The sequence below is a fragment of the Sphingomonas sp. IC081 genome, from assembly GCF_006874585.1.
Lineage (GTDB): Bacteria > Pseudomonadota > Alphaproteobacteria > Sphingomonadales > Sphingomonadaceae > Novosphingobium.
In genome coordinates this window covers 201979-216075 of record NZ_CP029763.1, presented here as the reverse complement: position 1 = coordinate 216075, position 14097 = coordinate 201979, and the positions used below count along the sequence as shown (strand labels likewise).

Here is a 14097-nt window from a genome sequence, read left to right as displayed (position 1 = left end):
CGAACAAAGCCTCCAGCGATCAATCTAAGAGATTCCGCCGCGCTTCTCAATCGTAGGGGGCGTTTGCGGGAGGGGGCGGAATCCTACGCTAAGGATTTGGGCCAGCGATATTCCCCGGTTAGATTGATGTGTTCCCATCCCAACGGCGAGACGTGGGCGAGTAGATCAGGCGCGATATGGGTACCGCTGGCGGCCCGGGTATTGACGACCTCGCCGAGCTTCATGGTGTTCCAGAATATGATGATGGCGGCGAGCAGGTTCATTCCGGCGATGCGATAGTGCTGGCCTTCGCCGGATCGATCCCGGATTTCACCTCGGCGGTGGAAGCTGATGGCGCGCTTTAGGGCGTGGTGGGCCTCACCCTTGTTGAGGCCGATCTGAGCCTGGCGCTGGAGGCCGGCATCAAGAATCCAGTCGATCATGAACAGGGTTCGCTCGATGCGGCCCACCTCTCGCAATGCGAGGGCCAGCTCATTCTGGCGCGGGTAAGAGGCGAGCTTGCGAAGAATCTGGCTGGGGGCGACGATCCCCGCTGCGATCGTCGCCATGATGCGCAGGATGTCGGGCCAGTTGCGCTCGATGAGCGGTTCATTGATCTTACCTCCGACCAGCGCTCGCACATTGGCCGGCGTCGCGTTGGGCGTGAAGGCATAGAGTCTTTTCTGAGGGAGATCGCGGATACGGGGGGCGAACCTGTAGCCGAGCAAGGCGCAGGCGGCGAACACATGATCGGTGAAGCCGCCCGTGTCGGCAAAATGCTGGCGAACGCGGCGGCCCGCGTCATTCATGAGCAGCCCGTCCAGGATATAGGGAGCCTCGCTGACCGTTGCCGGGATCACCTGGGTTGCGAACGGCGCATATTGATCGGACACATGGCTGTATCCCTTGAGGCCCGGGACGTTGCCATATTTCGCGTTGATCAGATTCATCGCCTCGCCCTGCTCGGTAGCAAGGAAGAACTGCCCGTCGCTGGATGCCGATTGCCCTTGTCCCCAGAAGGCGGCCATGGGCAGGGCGGCGTGGGCCTCCACGATCATGGCGAGCGCCCGATCATAGGCGCTGCCTTCGACATGCCAGCGCGCGATCCGCAGCAATTCCCAGAAGCTGTGCGTGTTGGTCGCCGCCGCCATCTTGCGCAAACCGAGATTGACGCCTTCCGCCAGCAACACGTTCATCAGGCCGATCCGGTCGCTGCAGGGCGCGCCGGTGCGCAGATGCGTGAACGCCTCGGAAAATCCGGTTCGCTCATCGACTTCCAGCAACAGATCGGTGATCCTCGCGGGCGGGAGCTGTTGATAGAGATCGAGCACGAGATCCTCGGCCCCTTCGGGCGTGTCGGCCCTCAGCTTGTCGATGTGCAGCTTGCCGTTCTCGATGATGCCGCCTGGGATCGTGCCGGTTCGCGCCGCGCGGCCAAACTCCTTCAGCCGTGTATCCAGTCGAGCCCTGCGCTCGGCCAGCCATTCGCCGGGTCGCAGCGGCACGGCGAGCCGCGCGGTCTGCTCTATCGCCTGTGGCGGGACCAGAAGCTGCTTGAGGTCGCCATAGCGGCGCGATCCCGCCAACCATATGTCACCGGACCGGAAGGCGTCGCGGATGTGGAACAGCACCGCGATTTCCCAAAGCCGGTGGTCGCCGCTGGGCTCAGCGCAAAGATGACGATGCCATTTCGAGTTGGGACGTAGAAAATCCACCGGCGGATCGACCTTGATCCCGTTACGCAGCATCGCAACGGCCGCCAGAAGAGGCGTGGCGATCGGCGCCGCCTGCATGTCGAGCAGGCGCAGCATCCTGGGCGCGTAGAGGCGGAAACGGTGATAGCCGTCCAGCACACGGCTGAGCGGGTCGGCCGCGAGCACGTTGGTCAGCGCGGAGGCCGTGGCGACAAGGGTTCTGAACCGTTCCCAGCCAGGCCCGGTGGCGATTATCCCGTCCAGGGCCGTGCCATCGTCCTGCGCTCCAAGCAAAGCACCACCGATTTCGGCAAAGGACTTCAGCGTGTCCCGAACGGCCGCCTTTTCGTCGGCGATCCTGGTGTTGCAAAGGCGTTCGGAGGCCCGATAGAGACGGCCTACGATGCGATCGTGGGTCTCCACGATGACATCGGCCAGCGATGACCGCCATTCCAGGGTGCAGACAGCGAGGATCGCAAGCCGCCTGTCTTCGGGCAGATCACGCATGCCGTCGGCGTAATAGCGCTCGCCCTGCCGGCGAAGCCGGGTCACACGATGCGCCGGCACGCCGTCCAGCAAATCCGCCGGAAGATCGAACCTTTGAAGATATTCCAGTCGATCCATCAGCCGGTTAGCGGCTGCTGAATTTGCGCCAACCTCGAACTGTCGCAGCCATACGAAGCGCGTGACGCGACCATCCACCGTATCCTCCAACAGGTGAGCCAAATTCTCGCTCAGGGTTGGCGTGATGCGATGGGCGATAAGATCCTCGATCCGGCGCTCGGCCTCAACCAGCGCATCGGCGCAAAGGCGCTCGATCGTCGAGGAGCCGGGAAGGATCGTGCGGGTGCGGCGACACTCCGCAACGAAGCGACGGGCAAGATCCTCATTCGATGTCGCCGCCTCGGCTTCCCGAGCGATCCATTCGCGCAAATCCCGTGCGCCCCGCCCCGAAAAGGAGCGATAGCCGTAGATTCGGCGAAGGTCCGCCAGATGCTCGTGCCGGGTCTCCTCGCGCGCGGCATAGAGGAGTAGATCGTCGCTGGTCAGGCCGAGCTGGGCCGCGATGAAATCCGATACCTGCGCCGGGATCAACTCGCCAGGAGCGAGCACCCGGCCCGGGTAGCGCAGGACGCACAGTTGCAGCGCGAAGCCAAAACGATTGTGGGCGCGCCGGCGCTGGCGGATATGCCCGAGATCCTCATCGCTGAGGGTATAGTGCCGCAGCAGCTCACCTTGATCGACCGGCAAGTGAAGCAGCGCCTCGCGCTGTCGATCGGTCAGGGTCACGCGACGCGGCATACATGCTCCTTATTCTTTCCGAGCTACGGTTTGAGATAGCTTGATTGAGATGCTGGTTAAGATACACAATAGCCCAATCTTATGTGCTCATGTTCGTCACCGCCTCAAACCTTCGTTTGTGATCCATGCTGATCGGCTACGCCCGCGTGTCCAAAGCCGACGGCTCGCAGTCGCTCGACCTGCAGCACGATGCCCTTCGCGCTGCCGGTGTCGAGCCAGGCAATATCTATGATGATCGTGCATCCGGTAGCCGTGATGATCGCCCCGGTCTTGCCGCCTGCCTGAAATCGTTGCGCGACGGCGATGTCCTCATCGTTTGGAAGCTCGACCGGCTCGGCCGAACGCTCACCCACCTGGTCAGCACGGTGCAGAATCTGTCGGATCGCGGTATCGGTCTGCGGGTGCTCACCGGCAAGGGCGCGCAGATCGACACCACGACGCCATCGGGCCGGATGGTGTTCGGCATTTTTGCCACACTGGCGGAGTTTGAGCGGGATATGATCCGCGAGCGCACCATGGCTGGCCTGGCCGCTGCCCGCGCGCGGGGACGCAAGGGTGGCCGCAAGTTCGCCCTCTCCAAGGCCCAGGTGCGGCTCGCTCAGGCTGCTATGGCCCAACGCGACACGTCCGTTTCCGACCTCTGCAAGGAACTCGGGATCGAGCGCGTCACTCTCTACCGCTATGTCGGTCCCAACGGGGAACTCCGGGATTACGGTCAGCGCGTGCTTGCTGCCAAAACGCGATGATGATGACGGGAGCCCCGATCAAACTTACCCAAGCGGACGCCGCAGACGTTGCAGACCTGTACAACCGTTGCAGCGACTATTTCCTGTTGCAGGACGGGGCCGCGCCCACGCTGGACGATGCTCGCGAGCTTTTCTCCGATGTGCCGCCCGAAAAGAGCGCCCACAATCAAGCTGTCCTGGGATGGAAGGGGCCTGGCGGCCTATATGCAATCGCGGCCATCCTCCGCGATTATCCGCGTGATGGCACATGGTATCTCGGCTTCATGATCGTAGATGCCGCACAGCGTGGTCGTGGCGTCGGACGCTCAATTTACTCGACGGTCGAAAGCTGGGCCGCTGCGAGAGGTGCCACAGAGATTCGGTTGGCCGTGCTGGAAGCGAATGAAGCGGCAGAGCGATTTTGGCGTTCTCTCGGCTTCATTGAGTATCGGCGCGTTGGGCCAGACACCTTCAAAATGCGTAGCCATCGCCGGATAGAACTGAGCCGTCGCCTTTCTGGCGCGACCGTAGAAGGCAGCAACAAGTAAGATCTCGCGCCGGCTATCTGGGCGAGCTTGGCGTAGGATTCCGCCCCCTCCCGCAAACGCCCCCTATTACGGCGCCAACGATATCCGCTTCGAGGAGCGTGACAAGCCCGCGCTCATCGAAACCACCGACGTCCTCGTCCGCATGGTGAAAACGACCATCTGCGGGACCGACCTCGGCATCTGGAAGGGCAAGAACCCCGAGATCGAGCAGACGCAGATCGAGCGAAGCGGCGCGTTCAACGGCCGCATCCTGGGCCATGAAGGCATCGGGGTGATCGAGGATGTCGGCTCGGCAGTGAAGAACTTCAGCAAGGGCGACAAGGTCATCCTTTCCTGCGTCAGCCGCTGCGGCACCTGCGAGAATTGCCAGAAGCAACTCTATGCCCATTGCCGCAACGGCGGCGGCTGGATCTTCGGCTATATGATCGACGGGACGCAGGCGGAATATGTCCGCGTCCCCTTCGCCGACAATTCGCTCTACCTGCTTCCGCCCGAACTCGACGAGGATGTCGCCGTGATGCTCTCGGACGCCCTGCCGACGGCGCATGAGATCGGCGTGCAGAATGGTGACATCAAGCCCGGCGACACGGTGGCCATCATCGGCTCCGGGCCGGTGGGCATGGGCTGCCTGCTGACCGCGCAGCTTTATTCGCCGTCGCGGATCATCCTGGTCGATCTCGACGATAATCGCCTCGCGCTGGCGCGCGATCTGGGTGCAACCGACACGATCAACTCGGGCGCGGAGGATGCCGCGAGCAAGATCCTCGAACTCACCGAAGGGCGGGGCGTGGACTGCGCGATCGAAGCGGTCGGCGCCGAGGCGACCTGGAACATTTGCCAGCAAGTGGTGAAAGAGGGCGGCCATCTCGCCAATGTCGGCGTCCACGGTCATCCGGTCACGTTCGCGCTCGACAAGCTGTGGATCAGGAACCTCACCATCACGACGGGCCTGGTCAACGCCAACACCACCGCGATGCTGCTCAAGACCTGCTGTGCGGGCAAGTTCCCGATGGAAAAGCTGGTGACGCACCACTTCGCCTTCTCCGAACTGCCGAAGGCTTATGATGTGTTCAAGAACTCGGCTGCCGAAAAGGCGATGAAGGTCGTCATCGACTTCTGAGCCTTGGCGTCCGGGCACTCCGCTGATGGAGGACCTTCATCGGCGGAGACCAGGGCAGTCGCCGAATTGCGAACCTGCGTCCAGCCTTTCAATATCGAAATCTATTGGAAACCGCTTCCGCTGCTGCCGTAACCCACTGCTGAGGCAAAGATCGAGAACAGCCGACCGGCAGCGCCCGTCGGCTACCGCTTCCGCCGGGTCCATATCTGTGAGCGGCAGCCGATCCGGCCAACGAGACATCCCGCGCCGCGCACATGGTCGTCGTCGATCACGCTGATTGTGCCGGAAAAGGTCTTGCCGATATCGGGCACGAACACACGGCCGCGCCACACACCGGGCCGTTCCTGAACGAACCCGCGGAACAGAGCGGAGCCGATCAGCGGATCGGTGCCGCCACGGCGCGCATCCGCCTTCGCCTTGTCATTGGCCCAGATAACAACCCCGCACATCTCGCTGCCGCACGGTTCCACCCGCACATGCACGGAGCCTTGCGGATTGGACCAGGTTCCGAACGAAGTGCCGGTTGCCGAGAGGCTGGCTGGCATGGTCGCAATGAAAAGCGCGGCGGCGATGCCGAGAGCGATCCTCAACCGGAACTGTTGGCCTGGAACCTTCGTCATGTGCTTCTCCTGTGGCGGAGACGGCGCTTTGCTATCGAACCAGTGCGACTCCGACCCGGACACGCCTTACCTTGCGATCATAATCGAGCAGATTCTCGCCATAGCCCGCAAAGCTCTGGGCGAACAGATAGAAGTCCGGTCCTCCCCCGAGGAGGCGTGGCAGCGGATAGGACAGGTCCGCCGCGACCGCCCCCTTGCCGCTATCGAGATTGAGGCGCCCATTGGCCGACAGCCGAAGGCCGGCGGGATCACCCAGTTCCACGAACAAGGCGCCATTGCCCCGATAGCGGGCAATGTCGGGGTTGTCCGACTTGTCCCCGATGAAGAGCGACAGGCGGGGCGCCACCGTCAGGCGATAATTCCCGCCGAGCGGAAAGGCCGCCATGGGTGCGATATAGAATGTGTTGAAACTGCGCGAATCCGGGCCGTCGCGACCGTTGGATTCGTGACGCAGGCCGGCCTGTGCGCTCAGCGCTACGCCGCTCGCCAGCGTGGCCGAAGGGGTGAGGTAGAAGAGCTCCGGCTGAAAATCGATATTCCGGAAGGGCGACGATTTCGCGCTGACGTCCCAGAACATGCGCTGCGTGTAGGCGAAGTGCAGCCCATCGCGCCAGCTGTGCGGCAGGCCGTCAGCCTGCCGGGATCCGAAGAGCTGATATTTGAAGCTGATCTGGATCCGTGCTTCGCTATCGGTGCCGGGACCATAGACCGCATAGATTGGTTCATAGGCCGAGAGATTGGAGAGGAAGCTGTTGCCGACACTACGGTCGGCGGGAGACGGCGCGGCCTGCGGCATCTGCGGCGCCTCGGCCATAGCCGCGGTTTCCATCGCGACAGGCCCGGTCGTTTCGGAAGAGGGACGAAGCGCGATCGCAACGCCGCGGCCGCTCCAGGCCGGAATCGAGAGGATCGCGTGATCGAAGTCGGCGCTTGGCGCAAGCCTCGCCCGGTAGCTCGCAGGCGCAAAACCAGCAGCCGGAACAGAAAGGCTTGCGCCTGTCCCGGGCGCGCGCTCGAGCCAGACAGAACGGGATTCGCCGTGCGTTTCGATGCGGGCCTCGATCCTGTCGGGCAACGTCACGATCTGCGCCTGCTCGTCGCCGTTCAATATGCGCAGTTCGACACACAATCTGCCATCGGCATCGATTTGTCCCACATCGCTGATGAGAATATCGGGCGCGGCCTCGGCCCGTGCAGGACAGAGCGCCAGCACAGCGAGAAGCGTGCTGAAAATATAGGCAGCGTTACGCCCTGGCCGCATGGAGCGCTGCCCGCTGGCGCTCCGGCGCAATGTTCTCGTCAGCTTCAACGCCGGTCCGCCTCTTGGCTGTTCGAGGTCGCCGTTCGCAACCGTCCTATCAAGACAATGAGTCATAATGCGTTAATCTGCCTGAACCGCATGACCCTACCGAAAAAGAGCCCTTGAACCGGCGTAAAACCCTCGCCGGTTGACAGACGCAGCCGGCTCACCTTCCTTGAGACCCGAATGTTTTCAGACGGTCAGCATCGACGGTTCTGAGGTCAAGGAAGCAGCGGACAGCGCGGACAAGCTCGACATCAAGGATATGGGTGTCTGGGGGAGCGTTCTTGCCGCTTGTCCGGGCGACGCTGTGCATTGCGAGGCTTCGTATCGCCTCGAGCCTGGGGTTGGCGAGCGGAGGCAAGGTATCGGGTTCGAAGACAAAGCGCACCAGCGCCGAGAAGCGGCCAGTCGGTTCGGATGGACGGATTCTCCGTCCGTTCACTCCGTCCATGATGCCAAGGAGGGCCGCGCTTTCTTCAAGCGGGGTCAGGTCGACCGGAAAACTTCCGCCCGGACTATCCCCGGGCCATAGGCCCAAGGCTTCGCCACAGCGCCGAGTGCCGCTGCCGGCCAGAGACGCTGATGACCCGGCCAGATCGAGAACAGCGAAATCCCTATCCTGTCTCAAGAAAGAAGGGCCTGCCAGCCCGGCCCGGCGAGGGGGGTAAGGGAGGGATCGCCGGGATCGGGGGCGTTGGGCTGGCAGGCAGGCAGCCGCAAGCGGCGCAGGGCCATATCGGTCCCCCACGGGCTTATGGCTGCCATGACGGGGCGCGGGCGAGGTCGAGAGGCTGCCGCGCAATCGGAGAGATTTTGGTGCAGGCTCGAACGCAGGGGCGTCGCGCCGGCCATGGTCAATGCGCTCCGCTCGTGTCGATCGGCCCCTTGGGTTTCGGCACGAACCAGATGAGCAGGGCCGCGATGACGAAGACAAAGGCTACCTGCGCGAAGACATCGAGGGTGGCGAGCATCACGCTTTGGGATTCGACGAGATGCGTGAGCGACGCGGTCGCGGCTTGCGGCGTTGCGCCGCTGGACACCATGCCGTCGATCACCGCCTGCCCCTGCGGCATCGCGCCAGCCAGTTCAGTCTGGTTTTCACGCGCCGCGTTGGCCCATTGCGTCTGCACCAGCGAAGTCGCAAAGGCACCGCCCAGCGTGCGCATGAAGTTGGATATGCCGGCAGCGTCAGCCTGTTCGTCAGGTGATACGCTGGCCATCGCAAGGCCGGTCACCGGAACGAAGAACATCACGATGAACGGCCCCGTGATGAGCGTCGGCCACGCCATCTGGAGGAAGGTCACGTCCTGGTTGAAGAAGACGCGCCACGCGGTGGTCAGGCCGAGCCCAAGCACGCCCAGGGACACGATCAGGCGCGGATCATAGGTCTCGACCGCCTTGCCGACCATCGGCGCGGAGAGGATGGCGAAGATGCCGACCACGCCGGTGGCGTACCCCGCCCATGTGGCGGTATAGCCCATATTCTGCTGTAACCAGAGCGGCAGGATGACGAGCGTCGCGAAATAGGCGCCGAACGCCACGGTGTAAGTGATCGATGACGCGACGAACCCGCGATGCCGGAATATCCGCAGATTGACGATCGGATGCTTCTCGGTGAGCTCCCAGATCAGGAAGGCGACAAATCCGACCGCGGCGACAGCCGCGAGGACACGGATTTCTGCGGAGGCGAACCAGTCGTGGTTGCGGCCCTCGTCGAGCATGATCTGCAGCGCCGCGACCCAGACGATAAGCAGCGCCAGCCCGACCTTGTCGATAAAGGCGCGTGCGGTCGGATCGGCCTGGCCACGCAGGAAATACAGGACCGCGAGCCCCCCGCCGGCGGCGATCGGCACCTTGATGAAGAAGATCCATTCCCAGCCGATGCTGTCGCAAATGATCCCGCCTAGAATGGGTCCCGCAACCGGGCCGACGAGCGTCGTCATCGCCCAGATCGTCGTAGCCAGCGTGGCCTTTTCCGGCGGGAACATACGCAGCAGCAGCATCTGCGAGAGCGGCATGATCGGGCCACCGACGAGGCCGAGCAGCACGCGGCCGCCGATCAGCATCCCCATCGAGGTGGCGAGCCCGCACAGCAGCGAGATCACGGCGAACGACAGATAGCAGGTGATGAAGACCCGCTGGGTCCCGAACCGCTTGGCGAGCCAGCCGGTGAGCGGCACGGTAATGGCTTCGGCCACCGCGTAGGACGTAATGACCCAGGTGCCCTGGCTCGAGGACACGCCGAGCGCGCCGGCGATGGTCGGGACCGAGACATTGGCGATGGTGGTGTCCAGCACCACCAGGAAGTTTCCGAGCCCCACGGCCAGCGCCGCCAGCAGCAGCCGGGTGCCGGTGAGCGGAGCGGCAGGCGCCGCCGGCGAGGATAAGGCGATGGCCATGGACCCGGTCCCCGTCGGATTAGTTCGAGATGTCGATGTCGGCGGTCATCGAGAGACCGACGCGCAGCGGGTGCTTGTTGAGCTCCTTGGGATCGAGGGCGATGCGCACCGGCAGCCGCTGGACCACCTTGATCCAGTTGCCGGTCGCGTTCTGCGCGGGAACGACGGCGAAGGCCGCGCCGGTCCCCCCCGAAAAGCCCACCACGCGTCCCGTATAGACGACGTCCTTGCCGTAGAGATCGGAATGCAATTTCACGGGCTGGCCCGGCTTGACCTTGGCAAGCTGCACTTCCTTGAAGTTCGCGTCGACGAAGGTGGCGTCGATCGGCACGATCACCATCAACATCGCGCCAGGCTGCACACGCTGGCCGATCTGCACCTGGCGGCGTGAGACGACGCCATCGACCGGCGCCCGCAGCACGGTGCGTTCGAGATCGATCCGCGCCTGGTCGCGCGCGGCGCGAGCGGCGAGCACCTCCGGGTTATCGCCGATCGCGGTGTCTGCGATCAGCACCCGGTTGGCGTCGCGGCTGCCGATGGCAGCGGTGCGATTGGAGGCCGCTTGCGCACGCAGCGCCTCGGCCGCGCGCAGATTGGCGGTCGCGGTCGCAAGCGCGTTGCGCGCAATCGTCAGTTCCTCCCCCGAGACCGAGCCGGACTGCGCGAGGGCCTCACGGCGCTGGAGGTCTATGCGGGCGCGATCGAGATCGGCGCGCGCAGAGGTCAGCTGCGCGTCGGCGCGCGCCTGGTCGGAGGCCCTCGCGGCGATCTGGGCATCGAGGCCGGTTCCGGTCGCGTGAAGACCGCGCACGCGGCGCTCGGTCAGCGCCAGTTCGGCCTCGGCCCGGGCGAGCGCGATCCGGGCATCGGTGTCGTCGATCTTCACGAGGATATCGCCGCGCTTCACCATCTGCGTGTCGTCGACGCGCACTTCGCGGACGGGGCCGCCGACCAGCGGCGTGATCTGCGCGACATTGGCGCCGACATAGGCGTTGTCGGTCTCGACATGCCGGGAGGCGATCAGCGCGTCATAGGCATAATAAGCGCCGCCAAGGACAACGACGCCCAGCGCCAGCAGCAGGAACAGCTTCTTGCGCTTGCTCTTCTGCGCCGCTTCGTCCTCGGGCGTGACGACTTCGGTGGTGGTATAGACGTCATGTTCGACGGTGTGGACAATGGTGGTCATGGCGGAAGATCCTTCAGGAACGGAAGCCGCCGCCGAGTGCGCGGATAAGCGCGACGTCGAGGGCGAAGGCACGGGTCTGGAGCGCGGCGACGCCGCGGCGGGCGCCGATCAGCGCGTCTTCGGCGCTCAGCACGTCGAGATAGGTGGCAAGGCCGCCGCGATAGCGATTGTTGGCGACCGTCCAGGCGGATGACGCCGCCCGTTGCGCGGCGCGTGCGCGGTCGAGCCGCTCGGCGAGCGCCCGCTCGCTCGCGGCCGCGTCAGCGACTTCGCGCAGCGCCTGCGTGAGGGCGCCGTCATATTGCGCCACGGCCAGCGCATAGTCCGCTTCGGCAGCACGATGCCGGCTGCGCAGCCTGCCGCCATCGAAGATCGGCAGGCTGATCGCCGGCCCGGCCGTCCCGAAATCCGATCCGGATTTGAAGACATCGCCGATGCCGAGCGCCTGGAGGCCGACCAGGCCTCTCAGATTGACATTGGGATAGAAGGCCGCGCGCGCCTCGCTGATGCGGCTGGCGGCCGCTTCACTGCGCAGCCGCGCCGCGACGATATCAGGGCGGCGCCCGATCAACTCTGCAGGGAGGTTGGCCGGCAGCCCGAAGTCGCCGCCGAGGTCGAGCGCGGGGCGCGCGATGGCAAGCCCGCGATCGGGGCCGGCGCCCATCAGCGCGGCGATCCGGTGGCGGGACAGCGCGAGAGCCTCGTCGAGGGCCGCCCGTTCTCCTTCGGCCGATGCGAGCGCCGACGCAGCCCGCTCGACCGCACCCTGGTTCTCGAGACCCTGGCCCGCCCGGCCGCGCATCAGCTCCAATGTGCGGCTGCGCACCGCAACCGCTTCTTGCGCTGCATCGAATTCGGCGTGGAGGCCTGCAAGGTCGGCATAGGCAGCCGCGATGGCGGTCGCCACCGTCAGCCGCGCCGCCTGCGCTTCGACACCCGCGGCTTCGCTCTCGGACCGGGCCGCTGCCAGCGCGGCGCGGTTGCGGCCCCAAAAGTCGATCTCCCAATCGAGGCTGAGCGTGGCCTGGCCATAGTCGGGCCACCCACGCGGTGCGAAATCGCCGGGGACGATGTAATTATAGCTCTGCTTGGTCACGCCCCCCTGGGCGTCGGCATTGAGGGAGGGCAGCAGCCTGGATCTGCTTTGCCGGACCAGCGCCTCGGCGCGGGCGAAGCGGGCCTGCGCGATGCGCAGATCGCTTGCCCCGGACAGGCCTTCCTCGATCAGCCGGCTGAGCTGCGGATCGCTGAACTGGTGCCACCAGCCATCAGCAGGCCACTCGGCCGCGGGTGCCGCAAGGCTTTGCGCGCTCGCATAGCTTTCAGACGACGAGATCGGCGCGATGGGCAACCTCTCGGGCAGAGTGGCGCACCCGGCGAGAAGCATGGTGCAGCAGACGGCGGGCATCGCAACGACGCGCCCACATGAGTGAAGGAAGGAGAGCCGAATCATAACCGCCCGCTTAAATGAACCGATCGGTCCACCTATAGCGAGCGATATTCGCCGTCAATAATAAACTGAACCGGCCAGTCCACTATAGTTCAGGCTCTTCGGCATATGGGGTTCAGGGGATGGCATACGCACGAAAGAACATGTTGATGGCAGCGTCGATATACGGGTCGGACTGGGCGTTCGGCGCATGCAGCGCGGGCGTAGCTGAAAATGGCGAGGGAGAGACCAGCGCCAACAGTTCGCGCGCGGCCTGTTCAGGATCGGCACGGCAAAGTTGAGCGGTAGCCATTGCCCTTACCATAAGCCGGGCAACGGCAGCACGTGCCGGGACTTGCAACTCGCGCTCGATACAGGTCGGAGCGTGCCTGGCGTCGCCGACTGCGAGGCGGAAAAGCGCAACGGCCTCAGGGTCTGTGCGGACGGCGTGCAGCCCGATGGCCAGCTTGCGCAGATCGCCTCCGCTTCGCTCGATCATATCCCGCTGACGTTCGCCCAGCGTGACGATGGCGCCCTCCAGCGTCGCGGCGAACAGCGCGGCCTTCGACGGGAAGTAGGACCATAGGGTGGTCTTCGAGCCACCAAGTTCACGCGCAATCCGCGACATCGAGGTCCCGGCATAGCCATGCTCCAGAAATTGGCGGCGCGCCAGCAAGAGGATGCGTCGACGGCGAAGCGCTCCGGCATTCGATCGGCTCACTGCGGATGAGCCTTGGTCCAGCGGATTCGGGTCCGGTCCGGCGGGGTGCATGCGGCTTCCCTCCTCGTGATCGCAATCGTGCCTGCCCGAGCCGGACGCGCGATCGACGGCAAAGGCGGCGGGTTGCATAAATGAACTAATTGGTTCAGGTATAGGCTTTGCTGGCCATCGTCAACGAAAGCAACGGCGACCGGCCCTTTGGGAAGGTGACCACATGCGTGTGAAAACCGACGAGCGGCGTCAGGCCATTCTCGACGCCGCCGCGCAGATATTTCGTGAGGTCGGCTATGAGCGGGCGAGCATGGCCGCGATCTCGACAAGGCTCGGCGGCTCCAAAACGACGCTCTATAATTATTTTGAATCGAAGGAAGAGTTGTTCGCCGCCGCCATGATCGGCGCGATGGAAGAGCAGAGCGACGAAATGCTCGAACTGCTCGAAACCGACGATCGGGACGTCGCAGCCGTGTTGAGGCGTTTTGGCCTTGCCTATGTGAGGTTCGTGACATCGCCCGGGGCCTTGTCGATCACGCGAACCGCCATCGCCGATGGCGCCAGCAGCGGCCTTGGCCCGGCGCTTTATGAGGCCGGGGCAAAGCAGGGATGGGAGGAGATCGGCATCTATCTCAGTCGCTTTGTTGCGAGCGGCGCGCTTCGAGATGCGGATCCCGCGATTCTGTCCGCGCATCTCAAGGCGCTGCTCGAGGCCGGCCTTGTCGAACCCCGTCTGTACGGCGCCGCTGCGCGGTTCGCCGATGAAGCTGCGGTGGATGCTGCGATCAACACGTTCATGCGTGCTTTCGGAGTGTAGCGGTGGACTGCGACAAAAGCTTCGTACCGGCTGCATGCTTCGCGCCCAAACCCTGAGAAAGACAAAACTTCTGTCGGGGCGGTCGTCCAAAGGCTTGATAGCCTCTCTCAGTGCCCGGCGGTTATCGCTTTTTCCCGGAACCATTCCGGGGGCAGCGCACGGCGAGCTCATTATTGCCGCTGAGGAGATACATCCTTGTCCATCAAATCACGTCGCTTCGGTCCGTGCTGGTCATGCCTCTCATGCGGGCCCCTCTCCAATTC

Annotated in this window: 11 protein-coding genes; 4 read left to right on the top strand and 7 right to left on the bottom strand. The window is 64.2% G+C overall.

All coding sequences use genetic code 11. From position 1 onward, the window contains the following. Nucleotides 1-83: 83 nt before the first annotated feature. Nucleotides 84-2975, bottom strand: coding sequence for a Tn3 family transposase (locus tag DM450_RS23715; RefSeq protein WP_013849879.1), 2892 nt, complete (start codon nt 2973-2975; stop codon nt 84-86). 125 nt (nt 2976-3100) lie between these two features. On the opposite strand from DM450_RS23715, the gene DM450_RS23710 reads away from it, so the two are divergent. The 3 genes from DM450_RS23710 to DM450_RS23700 are packed head-to-tail and all read left to right on the top strand — an operon-like array spanning nt 3101 to nt 5368. Beyond that, nucleotides 3101-3721 (top strand): recombinase family protein, encoded by a 621-nt coding sequence (locus DM450_RS23710; protein ID WP_008832583.1) that lies wholly within the window; start codon nt 3101-3103, stop codon nt 3719-3721. Continuing rightward, nucleotides 3718-4248, top strand: coding sequence for a GNAT family N-acetyltransferase (locus tag DM450_RS23705; RefSeq protein WP_007686150.1), 531 nt, complete (start codon nt 3718-3720; stop codon nt 4246-4248). Before DM450_RS23710 ends, DM450_RS23705 begins: the two co-directional genes overlap by 4 nt. 37 nt (nt 4249-4285) lie before the next feature. Next, nucleotides 4286-5368, top strand: coding sequence for a zinc-dependent alcohol dehydrogenase family protein (locus tag DM450_RS23700; RefSeq protein WP_238828900.1), 1083 nt, complete (start codon nt 4286-4288; stop codon nt 5366-5368). Nucleotides 5369-5550: 182 nt separating this feature from the next. On the opposite strand, the gene DM450_RS23695 is transcribed toward DM450_RS23700, so the two are convergent. The 6 genes from DM450_RS23695 to DM450_RS23670 form a co-directional block, all read right to left on the bottom strand. After that, on the bottom strand, nt 5551-5988 hold the full coding sequence (locus tag DM450_RS23695) for a DUF2147 domain-containing protein (RefSeq protein ID WP_176705049.1): 438 nt from the start codon (nt 5986-5988) through the stop codon (nt 5551-5553). A gap of 31 nt (nt 5989-6019) precedes the next feature. Further along, nucleotides 6020-7297 carry a phospholipase A gene (locus DM450_RS23690; RefSeq protein ID WP_260610682.1) on the bottom strand — a complete coding sequence of 426 codons (1278 nt, stop codon included), beginning with the start codon at nt 7295-7297 and terminating at the stop codon, nt 6020-6022. 848 nt (nt 7298-8145) lie between these two features. Next, nucleotides 8146-9690: a DHA2 family efflux MFS transporter permease subunit gene (locus tag DM450_RS23685; RefSeq protein WP_011607970.1), complete on the bottom strand. Its 1545-nt coding sequence runs from the start codon at nt 9688-9690 to the stop codon at nt 8146-8148. A 19-nt stretch (nt 9691-9709) separates the two neighbouring features. After that, nucleotides 9710-10876, bottom strand: coding sequence for an HlyD family efflux transporter periplasmic adaptor subunit (locus tag DM450_RS23680; RefSeq protein WP_011607971.1), 1167 nt, complete (start codon nt 10874-10876; stop codon nt 9710-9712). Between the two features lie 13 nt (nt 10877-10889). After that, nucleotides 10890-12284: an efflux transporter outer membrane subunit gene (locus tag DM450_RS23675; RefSeq protein ID WP_142639804.1), complete on the bottom strand. Its 1395-nt coding sequence runs from the start codon at nt 12282-12284 to the stop codon at nt 10890-10892. 157 nt (nt 12285-12441) lie between these two features. Next, on the bottom strand, nt 12442-13155 hold the full coding sequence (locus DM450_RS23670; RefSeq protein WP_142639803.1) for a TetR/AcrR family transcriptional regulator: 714 nt from the start codon (nt 13153-13155) through the stop codon (nt 12442-12444). 85 nt (nt 13156-13240) lie between these two features. On the opposite strand from DM450_RS23670, the gene DM450_RS23665 reads away from it, so the two are divergent. Next, nucleotides 13241-13834 (top strand): TetR/AcrR family transcriptional regulator, encoded by a 594-nt coding sequence (locus DM450_RS23665; protein ID WP_011607974.1) that lies wholly within the window; start codon nt 13241-13243, stop codon nt 13832-13834. Nucleotides 13835-14097 lie beyond the last annotated feature (263 nt).